The sequence below is a fragment of the Mesorhizobium metallidurans STM 2683 genome (assembly GCF_000350085.1).
Taxonomy (GTDB): domain Bacteria; phylum Pseudomonadota; class Alphaproteobacteria; order Rhizobiales; family Rhizobiaceae; genus Mesorhizobium; species Mesorhizobium metallidurans.
This window is the reverse complement of sequence record NZ_CAUM01000016.1, coordinates 1-8,024: the sequence shown is the minus strand read 5'-3', so window position 1 is coordinate 8,024 and position 8,024 is coordinate 1. Positions and strand designations below refer to the sequence as shown.

Sequence of the window (8,024 nt, the reverse complement as noted above, 5' to 3'; positions counted from 1 at the left end):
TGCTTGCCGGCCTGCGCCGCGCCGCGCGCGCCGCGCGTGCCTGCGGCGGCGTCGAGGCCGGCACCTGGCTGGTCGCCCGTGCCGGACTGCTGGAGGGGCGCAGCGCCACCACGCATTGGGAGGACATGGAGGATTTTTCCTCGGCCTTTCCCGGTGTCGATGTGCGGCCCGACCGCTACGTCATCGACGGGCCGGTCTTCACTTCCGGCGGCGCCTCGCCGACGTTCGACCTGATGCTGCATTTGATCCGCACCCGGCTCGGCATGGCGGTGGCGCTCGATGTGGCGAGCGTCTTCATCTACGACCAGGCCCGCGCCGCCACCGACGCCCAGCCGCTGGTCTCGCTCGGCCGCCTCGACGGCTATGATCCCAGGCTGGCGCAAGCGATCCGGCTGATGGAAGCGCATGTCGACCAGCCGCTGACCATTGCCGCGGTGGCCAAGCGCGCCGGGGTGACGGCGCGGACCCTGGAAAGCATCTTTCGCAAGTCTATTGGCGAGACGCCGGGCGCCTACTATCTCAGGCTGCGGCTCGGCGCCGCGCGCCGGCTGGTGATCGACACGCGCATTGCCATGGCCGATATTGCCGGGCGGACGGGCTTCTCGTCCGCCGCGGCATTTTCCAGAGCGTTTTCAAGAGCTTTCGGCGAAGCGCCAGTCAGGCTTCGGCGAGCGTAGTACCAGCGGGACTACGCGGCGTTTTGACGGTTGCCGGCGCCTTCGATCTGCGAGCGCATTTGTCTCGCCAGATGGGTCTCGAAGCGGCTGGCGACCGCGCGATCCCATTCGTTCTTGCCGCGCGCACCTTCCTTGGGATGCGGCAGCGCCATCAGCCGGTCGATGATCGACCCGGCTTCGCCAGATGAGAGCAGGGCGTCGATTTCGCGTTCGTGCTGCATATCGGGTCGCCTCCTTCTTCCTGATTCCCGCCATGAGCCACTTTATACGAGGTCCGTGACGGCTGTTTGAAGGCAAGAGCGAGGCGATTGAAGGGCGATGCGGGGCAAAACCTTGTCGTTGGTTTCGCCCGCACGCAAAGCCGTTTCACGGCAACAGGGTCAGTCAGAAGATCCGCTAGCGCGATGTCTCAGACGTAGCGATTGACGATGTTCTCGAGCAGTTCCTGGCGTCCGGACCGTGGCTGCGGCTCGATCTTCTTCCTGACGACCCGCTCGGCGATCTCCTCCAGCGTGCGCTTGCCCGACAGCATCGCCTTGGCTTCCGCGCTGTTCCAGCCGGCGTAACGCTCGGCCAGCGGTCCCGACAGCGCTTTGTCCTCGACCATGCGGACGGCGGCCTTGAGCCCGCGCGCGCAAGCGTCCATGCCGCCGATATGGCCAATCAAAAGGTCCTGCGGATCGAGCGACTGGCGCCGCAGCTTGGCGTCGAAATTGGTGCCGCCGGTCTTGAAGCCGCCCGCCAGCAAGACCTGGTAGTAGGCCAGCGCCATCTCCGGCACATTGTTGGGGAACTGGTCGGTGTCCCAGCCCGACTGATAGTCGTTGCGGTTCATGTCGATCGAACCGAAGACGCCGAGCGCATTGGCCAGCGCCAGTTCGTGCTCGAAGGAATGACCGGCCAGGATCGCATGGCCCTGCTCGATGTTGAGCTTGACCTCCTTCTCCAGCCCGAACCGCTTGAGGAAGCCGTAGACCGTCGCGACATCGTAATCGTACTGGTGCTTCGTCGGCTCCTGCGGCTTCGGCTCGATCAGGATGGTGCCCTTGAAGCCGATCCGGTGCTTGTAGTCGACGACCAGGTTGAGGAAGCGGCCTGCCTGCTCCTGCTCGCGGGCAAGGTCGGTGTTGAGCAGCGTTTCATAGCCCTCGCGCCCGCCCCACAGCACATAGTTCTCGCCCTTCAGCCGCTTGGTCACGTCGATGCAGCTTTTCACCGTCGCCGCCGCATAGGCGAACACATCCGGATCGGGGTTGGTGGCCGCTCCCGACATGAAGCGGCGGTTGGAGAACATGTTCGCCGTGCCCCACAGCAGCTTGACGCCGGTCTGCTTCATCTTTCCCGCAAAGTAGTCGGCGATTTCGTCGAGGCGTGCGGCACTTTCGGAAAAGTCCTTGCCTTCCGGCCTGACATCGGCGTCGTGGAAGCAGAAATAGGGCGCGCCGAGCAGCGAGAACATCTCGAAGGCAACATCAGCCTTCAGTTTCGCCAGCTCCATCGTGTCGATGCCGCCGGCCTTGGCGAACCAGGGACGGTCGAAGGTCTGGCCGCCGAAGGGATCGCCACCTTGCCAGGCAAAGGAATGCCAATAGGCCACCGCAAAGCGCAGATGGTCTTCCAGCCGCTTGCCGGCGACAATTTCGTCCGGATTGTAGAAGCGGTAGGCCAGCGGATTGGTCGAATCCGGCCCCTCGTATTTGATCTTGCCGATGTCGCCAAAAAATCCGCTGCTCATGATTTCGTCCTCTCCGAGATAGTTCTGCCTGATTACCTCAGGCGTAATTGGTTTCGTTCTTCCCTGGGGTGAAAAAGGTCGTGTCAAAGCCACCCAACAAAGGAGACGGACCATGACCGACCTCAACACGATCGCCCAAAACTATGTCGCCGCCTGGAATGAGAGTGACGCCGCCCGCCGCCAGGCCTTGCTCGAGGCGACCTTCACCGAGGATGTCAGCTACCGCGATCCGATCATGCAGGGCGACGGGCACGAAGGCGTCGCCGCGCTGATCGACGGCGTGCACCAGCGCTTTGCCGGCTTCCGCTTCTCGCTGAAAGGCCGGCCGGACGGCTTTGCCGACACGATCCGCTTCTCGTGGAATCTCGGGCCTGAGGGCACTGAGTCGGTGATCGAGGGAACCGATATCGGCGTCATCGAGAATGGCCGCCTGAAGAACATTACCGGCTTCCTCGACAAGGTCCCGGCGCAGTGAGTTCACAAGGTGCGGTGGAGACCACCAATCGCCAAGGTCGGCGCCGCCCCTCATCGCCCTACCGGGCACCTCTCCCCGTATAGTGACGGGGAGAAGGGGGCCGGCCGCAGCGTCGGCGCCCTTCTTGCAACGACGGCGATTGGCGAAATCGCCGATGACAGCACCCCTCTCCCCGTCACTATACGGGGAGAGGATGCCGGCAGGCAGGTGAGGGGCAGCACCGGCGCCTGGAAAAGAGTGATGGGTTAAGCCCCAACTCATTCGGTTGCGCCCTTGATCGCCGGATAAAGCGCACGGTAGCGTTGGTAGGCTTCGGCATAGGCGCCGCTGAATGCGATGTCAGGCTCGACGGTCGCATCGGTGTCCGGAGCCGTGCAGACGCTGAGCGGATCGGCACCTGTCGCCGCGATCAGGCCAAGCCGGGCCGCACCGAAGGCGGCGCCGAAATCGCCGTCAGCGGGAATATCGACAGGCAGGCCAAGCGCGGTGGCGATGGCCTTCAGCCAGTAGCGCGAGCGCGAGCCGCCGCCGATCGCCGTCACCCGCGTCAAGGTCGTACCGGCCTTGGCCAGCGCTTCGAAACTGTCGCGGAAGGCGAAGGCGACGCCTTCGAGCACCGCCTGGGTCAGCACCGCGCGGCTGGATTCGTGCGCCAGTCCGGTGAATGAGCCGCGAATGGCGGAATCATTGTGCGGCGTGCGCTCGCCGGAGAGATAGGGCAGGAAGGAGACGCCGCTCGGCGCTTTCAGCGTCTCACCGAGTTCGGCGGTCAGGTCGCCGGCATTCTTGCCGGTGATCTCGGAAAGCCAATTCAGCGAATCCGTTGCCGACAGGATGACGCCCATCTGGTGCCAGGTGTTGGGCAGTGCATGACAGAACGTATGCACCGCGCTTGCCGGGTTGGGCAGGTAAGCGGCATTGGCGGCAAACAGCACCCCCGACGTGCCGAGCGAGACGAAGGCATGGCCTTCGCCCACCGTGCCCATGCCGCAGGCCGAGGCCGCATTGTCGCCGGCGCCGCCGGCAATCGGGATGCCGCCCTGCATCCCCCATTTCGAGGCCAGTTCGCCGCGCAAGGCGCCGGCTTTGGCCGTGCCTTCGACCAGCGACGGCATCTTGCCCTCGTCGAGAGATGTTGCTGCCAGCAACTCGGCCGACCAGCGCCGCTTGCCGACATCGAGCCAGGAGGTGCCGGCCGAATCCGACATTTCCGAAATATGCTCGCCAGTCAGCCAAAGCCGCAGGAAATCCTTGGGCAGCAGCACCTTCGCCACTTTGGCGAAAACGCCGGGCTCGTTGTTCTTCACCCAGGCGAGCTTCGGTGCGGTGAAGCCGGGAAAAACGATGTTGCCGGTCAGCTTGCGAAAGCGTGGATCGGCATCGAGCGCGGCCGCCTCGACATGGCTGCGCGTGTCGTTCCACAGGATGCAGGGGCGCAGCACCTTATCGCCGGCATCGAGCAAGGTGGCGCCATGCATCTGGCCGGAAAGGCCGAAGCCCTTCACCGCCGCAAGCTGTTTTGGATGGGAAGCCTTCAGTTCGGCGATCGCCTCTTCGCAGGCGCGGATCCAGTCGTCGGGATTCTGCTCGGACCAGCCGGGATGCGGCCGCGACACTTCGAGCGAACCATGGCCGGAACCGACGATGGTCTGTCCGGCATCGATCAACAGCGCCTTGACGCCCGACGTGCCCAGATCGAGCCCGAGATACATGATTTCCTCCCACTGCATTAATTTTTTCGGATCTCGAAAAAATCTGGCTCGACCAGTTTTTAAGGCAAGATCGGTCGCGGGTCAATTCTCGGACAAATCGCCTGCGCGTCGCGAAAACAGCGCCGACAGCGGACTGTCGGGCCGCGCCAGTGCGCGTTCCGCGGTCAAGGCTCTTGCCAGCGCCCGATCGCCGGAGCGCAGCGCCGCCTCGATCAGCGTCAGATCGATGACGTCGCGCTGCGCATGGCTGCCGCCGAAGCGGTGGGCGATCGCCCGGATCGGCCGGATCAGGCGCACGGTCTCGGCGTAGTTGCCGTCGCCGAAGGCCTTGATGGCGAGCGTCAGGGGATGGCCGACATCCCGCGTGAAAGCCACGTTGTCGTCATCGCCGCGCATGGCCGCGCACTGCACTTCGAGCAAGCTGCTTGCCCGCGCGTCCAGGCCGGCGCCGACGAAGGCCATCATCGCATGCGCATCGTTGAAGGCGTAGTTGCCACCGCCGGCCTTGCGCCAGTTGGCGGCGAGCGCCGCCCAGCGGTCGCCGACATCGACGCCGGCGAGATGGAGCCGCCACAGGATCGCCGAGGCGTCAACCATGTTGAGCGCCAGCGGCGAACCGTCGCCGTAGATCGGCCCGTCATAAAGCGCCAGCACCTCGTCGGTCTCGCCGAGATCGTAGTGGAACAGCGCCAGATGCCACCAATTGTGCACCTTGAGGAAGCTTTCCCTTGTCCACGCGTCGGGGTTGGCGCGCATCCAGGCGATGCCATCCTTTTGCCGGCTCTGCATTTCCATGACATGGGCAACCGCATGCTGGGCCCAGCCGTCGCGCGGCTCGATCTCGACCGCGGCGCGGCCAAGCTTTTCGGCGCGCGCATAGTCGCCCATCTCTTCCAGCCCAAAGGCCTGCATGCCCAGTACGGCATGGTAGCCCGGCATGCCGCTTTGCCAGGAGGGCAGAGCGCGGCCGATACGGTCGCGCAGCATGCGCGAATTGCCGGTGAAGAAGTCGACCTGGTGCCCGGTCAGCAGCGCCACCAGGTCGAGCGGGGAGTCGATGGCGATGTCCTCGAGGATGCGCGAGGCCTCGTGCCAGCGCCCCCATGCGAGATGGCCAAGGGCCGCGACATGCGCCTGTTCGCGCGTTGTTGCGGCAAGCGGCAGAGCGGCCTCGTGGCAGGTCCTGGCCACCGCTGTCGCCTCGCGCTCGGTGGCGAGGCCAAACAGATAGCCCTTGAACACATGCGCCATGACGAAATCGGGATTTGCGGCGATCGCGCGGTCGACAGAGCCGATCGGGTCGCCGATGAAGCATTGCAACTCTTGGACAGCCCGGCCGTAGGGTGAGAGCCCGGCTTCCGTCGCGCCTGAAAATGTCAGGCCGAATGCGTCCCTGACTGCCATGCGATGCTCTTTTGGTTGGCCTCTCGGACCTTAATGCCTGCCGCGCAAAAATGCGCAGTGGTTTCGGGATAGCGAGATTCACAAAACAGGGAAGTAAAGCGCATCACATAGGTTCGTTCAAACGTCACGCGCCTTGGGTCCAATGCGATCATAAAGCATGGGCCACAACTGTGCCATCTTTGCGTCAGGCAACGTCTATTTGAGTATCCTTTGCAGTTTATCAACCATGAGATAGAGATTAGCCTTTGTAAAACCGGATGAATTGTGGCTTCATTGCGGCATCGGGCGGGGGGCTTGAAATCGCGATTCGGGGAGGACGCGATGCGGCGCCATGAAATCAGGCTTCCGGACAGTTGCGCTGAAGGCATCGGAAAGGCGGTTGCTTTGCCCTGGCGCAAGTCCACCATATTTCATCCTTGGCTAATATACCTTCTTGCCACAACGTCGTTTGCGTTGCTGCCCAATTCCGCGGCCTTCGCCGCCTGCGTGCTGGTCCCGTCCGCCGGAAACAGCTCTTTCATCTGCGACAGCGGCGATTCGGGCGGCAGTCTTACCGACACCAGTGGCGACAACACGCTGACCTTTCCCGCCGCCGGCACCGGGCAGGTGAGCGGCAGCGTCACCTTCGGCATTGGCACCGACCGCATCGACATGCAGTCTGGCACCATCACCGGCGCCGTCGATCAGGGTGACGGCGCTGATTTCTTCACCATCGGCGCCGGCACCGTTGCCGGCAATGTCCAGCAGGGCTCCGGCATCGACGATTTCAACATGAGCGGCGGCCAGATCGGCTCGCTCAACCAGGGCGACGGCCTCGACACCTTCACCATGTCGAACGGCCGCATCGTCGATTTTTTCGACGATGGCGACCATGCGGTGATGACCGGGGGCCGCATCGGCCGCGTCAACATGAAGCTCGACGACAATTTCTTCGACATGTCCGGCGGCACCATCGACCGCAACCTCGTCGCCGGCTTCGGCAACGACACGATCATCCTTTCCAACGGCACGATCGGCGGCAACATCAGCGTCAGCGGCGGCACCGACAGTGTGACGGTGACTGGCGGCTCTGTCGGCGGCGATGTGCTGATGAGTTTCGGCACCGACAATTTCGTCTGGAACAATGGCGGCATCATCTATGGCGCTGTCGACCTCGGCGGCGACAACGACACCGCGACGCTGAGCAATCTGACCAATGCCAATCTCGGCGGCACCAATGCGCTGAACGGCGGTCTCGGCACCGATGCGCTGGTCTTCGACAACGTCGCGCTGGACGGCATCGACCGGGTCCAGAACTGGGAAAGCATCGAGGCCACCAACGACACCGAACTGACGCTGGACGGCAATCTGCTGCTCGGCGACAGCGGCACGGGCACGGGTTCGCTCGACGTCGACGCGTCGAGCACCTTGTTCGGCGGCGGCTTCAATGCCTCGATCCAGGCCTTCACCTCGGGCCAACTGGCTTCGGTGACCAATGCCGGCCGCATCGACCTGACCAATGGCCCCACAGGTGCCGCCGACAGCCTGACGATCTCCGGCAATTATGTCGGGTTGGGCGGTCTGCTGCTCATCCAGACCGAGCTTGGCGACGACAGCTCCGACTCCGACAAGCTCATCCTGTCGGGCGGAACGGCGTCCGGCTCGACCGGAATTTCCGTGATCAATTTCGGCGGGGCGGGCGCTTCGACCACGCAGGACGGCATCATGGTCGTCGAGGCGATCAACGGCGCCACATCGGGCGCCACGACCTTTGCGCTCGATGCGCCGGCCGCGGCCGGCGCCTTCGAATATTATCTGTTCAAGGGCGGCGTCAGCGCCGGCAGCGAGGAGAACTGGTACCTGCGCTCGGCGCTGACCACGCCAGCCCAGCCCGCGCCAGCGCCGCCGCCGCTCGAACCGACCGATCCACCGCCACCGGTGCCGCCGGAGACCGCGCCGCCGCCGCCGCAGTCGGAATTGCCGCCGACACCGCCACCGACCGAGGGCGACATCAACAATCCACCTGTCGATCCGACGCCGCC

The 8,024-nt window shown here is 64.2% G+C and carries 6 protein-coding genes and 1 pseudogene; 3 read left to right on the top strand and 4 right to left on the bottom strand.

The annotated features are described in order from the left end of the window. Positions 1-677: GlxA family transcriptional regulator (locus MESS2_RS03730; RefSeq protein WP_040592020.1), on the top strand; the 677-nt coding region annotated here is incomplete at its 5' end. Positions 678-688: 11 nt separating this feature from the next. On the opposite strand, the gene MESS2_RS03725 is transcribed toward MESS2_RS03730, so the two are convergent. Together MESS2_RS03725 and xylA are read right to left on the bottom strand one after the other, a co-directional pair. After that, positions 689-898, bottom strand: a complete 210-nt coding sequence (locus MESS2_RS03725) for a hypothetical protein (protein ID WP_008872742.1) — start codon at positions 896-898, stop codon at positions 689-691. 188 nt (positions 899-1,086) lie between these two features. After that, positions 1,087-2,412, bottom strand: a complete 1,326-nt coding sequence (gene xylA / locus MESS2_RS03720; RefSeq protein WP_008872741.1) for a xylose isomerase — start codon at positions 2,410-2,412, stop codon at positions 1,087-1,089. Positions 2,413-2,524: 112 nt separating this feature from the next. On the opposite strand from xylA, the gene MESS2_RS03715 reads away from it, so the two are divergent. After that, positions 2,525-2,887 (top strand): nuclear transport factor 2 family protein, encoded by a 363-nt coding sequence (locus MESS2_RS03715; protein ID WP_008872740.1) that lies wholly within the window; start codon positions 2,525-2,527, stop codon positions 2,885-2,887. 257 nt (positions 2,888-3,144) lie between these two features. On the opposite strand, the gene xylB is transcribed toward MESS2_RS03715, so the two are convergent. Further along, positions 3,145-4,599 carry a xylulokinase gene (gene xylB, locus MESS2_RS03710; protein WP_008872739.1) on the bottom strand — a complete coding sequence of 485 codons (1,455 nt, stop codon included), beginning with the start codon at positions 4,597-4,599 and terminating at the stop codon, positions 3,145-3,147. An 81-nt stretch (positions 4,600-4,680) separates the two neighbouring features. Then, the gene (locus MESS2_RS03705) at positions 4,681-6,003 is read right to left on the bottom strand and encodes a tetratricopeptide repeat protein (protein WP_008872738.1); all 1,323 of its coding nucleotides are present in this window, start codon (positions 6,001-6,003) and stop codon (positions 4,681-4,683) included. Positions 6,004-6,324: 321 nt separating this feature from the next. Between MESS2_RS03705 and MESS2_RS03700 the strand changes: the two are divergent. Continuing rightward, positions 6,325-8,024, top strand: a pseudogene (locus MESS2_RS03700) (autotransporter family protein); the annotation flags it as partial.